The sequence below is a fragment of the Dietzia sp. DQ11-38-2 genome, from assembly GCF_014145055.1.
Classification (GTDB): Bacteria; Actinomycetota; Actinomycetes; order Mycobacteriales; family Mycobacteriaceae; genus Dietzia.
Window position 1 is genome coordinate 1 of sequence record NZ_JAALDW010000221.1, and the last position, 1579, is coordinate 1579.

The 1579-nt window shown below is 70.6% G+C and carries 2 protein-coding genes and 1 pseudogene; 1 reads left to right on the forward strand and 2 read right to left on the reverse strand.

What is annotated here, in order from left to right; genetic code table 11:
* The coding region (locus G6026_RS08190) for a TetR/AcrR family transcriptional regulator (protein WP_194307589.1) at positions 1-621 on the forward strand (621 nt) is incomplete at its 5' end.
* Here G6026_RS08190 and G6026_RS08195 read toward each other — a convergent pair.
* Both G6026_RS08195 and G6026_RS08200 read right to left on the reverse strand, forming a co-directional pair.
* Positions 622-1320, reverse strand: coding sequence for a vitamin K epoxide reductase family protein (locus G6026_RS08195; RefSeq protein ID WP_107756923.1), 699 nt, complete (start codon positions 1318-1320; stop codon positions 622-624).
* 23 nt (positions 1321-1343) lie between these two features.
* Positions 1344-1579: pseudogene (locus G6026_RS08200) on the reverse strand (MSMEG_0565 family glycosyltransferase); the annotation flags it as partial.

Here is a 1579-nt window from a genome sequence, read left to right on the forward strand (position 1 = left end):
CCGGGCGGGACCAGGCGCACGCGCGCGAGGGGCCGCGAATCCCGGCGGAGGATCCTCGAGGCCGCCGCGGCGGTCGCGGGGGAGCGCGGCTACGAGGGGACGAGCATCGCGCGGGTGAGCGAGGTCAGCGGGCTGCCCGCGAGCTCGATCTACTGGCATTTCGCGGACAAGGACGCGCTCCTGGCCGCGGTGGTGGAGGAGAGCATCGAACTGTGGCTGGGTCAGGTGACCAGAGGGGAGGGGCAGTCGCTCGCCGAACGGGTGACCGAACTGTGCCTGGGTGTGGCCCGGACGTTCACCGAGTCACAGGATTTCCTCCGGCTGGTGCTGATGCTCGCGGTGGAACGGCGTCCCGTGGAGCCGGTGGCCAGGGAGATCTACCTGCGGCTGCGGGGGGAGGCGATCGAGCGGATCGCGGCTGAGCTGCAGCAGGTGCGGCCCGCGTTGTCGCCGACGGAGGCGATGCTGGTGGCCACCTACGCTCTGGCCGGCGGGGACGGGATCTTCCTCGCGTCGTTGACCGGGGACGCCGACGTGGCCGCGCTGTTCAGGCTCCACGCGAGCGCGATCGTGCACCTGGTCGAGCAGGCCGCGGGCGGGGTGGCCACGACCACGGGGTGATCAGAGGTTGGCGAAGAAGTCCGCCCAGTAGAAGTCCCAGAACGCCCAGAGGATGACCGCGGCCAGGGCCAGGAACCACACGACCACCGGGACCAGGTGCCACCGCTGCAGCGCGCGGACCCAGCCGGCGCCGGTGAGCTTGGCCAGCACGTGGAGCAGGGTGTACCAGAACATCGGGATGGTCATGGCCCACACGACCATGCACCAGGGGCACAGCACCTGGATGGAGAAGATGGACTGGTACGCCAGCCAGTGCACCATCCCGGCGGCGAAGGTCAGCCCGAGGAGCGCACCCACCCAGTACCAGCGCGGGAAGCGCACCCCTGACGCGGCGGCGACGCCGATCGCGATGAGCAGCGCGTACCCCACCAGTCCGATGAAGGGGTTGGGGAATCCGAAGACCGCCCCCTGCTCGGAGTTGATGACGCTCTTGCAGCTCATCAGGATGGAGAAGTTGCAGGCCGGAACGAAGTCCGGGTTCTCCAGGAGTCGGATCTTGTCCAGGCTGAGCTGGAACGACGCCACCAGGGCGACGATCGACCCGACGGTCAGCAGCACGCCCATCCACCGATCGGTGAACACGCGCGAGACGGGGCCGGGCTGGACGTCGGCGTCGGTGGTCGTCGAGGGGGCGATCGTCACCGGCTCGGCGGGGGCGCCCGCGGGGTCGTCGTGCGGGGCGTCTGGGGTCTCGCGCATGCGGCTAGCGTACCGATGGCCGATCAGTCGGCGTTCATCTGCGCCGGTGGTGGCTGCCCGAGGTGGCCGCCGGAGTGGTCGACATAGAACCGCAGGTGCGCCGCGGCCGCCGCGTCCCAGGTGAGCGAGGCCGCCAGGGCACGGCCCTCCCCGGCCCGCGCCGGATCGGCAGACAGTGCTGACTCCAACAGGTGTGCGAGTTCCGGGACCGATCCGGCGTAGTCGACGCAGGGCCCGAAGACCTCCCGGAGGATCGGCA

Bases quoted from the DNA above. Each gene is read 5' to 3' on its own strand.
- G6026_RS08195 (WP_107756923.1), bottom strand. From the start codon at position 1,320: ATGCGCGAGACCCCAGACGCCCCGCACGACGACCCCGCGGGCGCCCCC.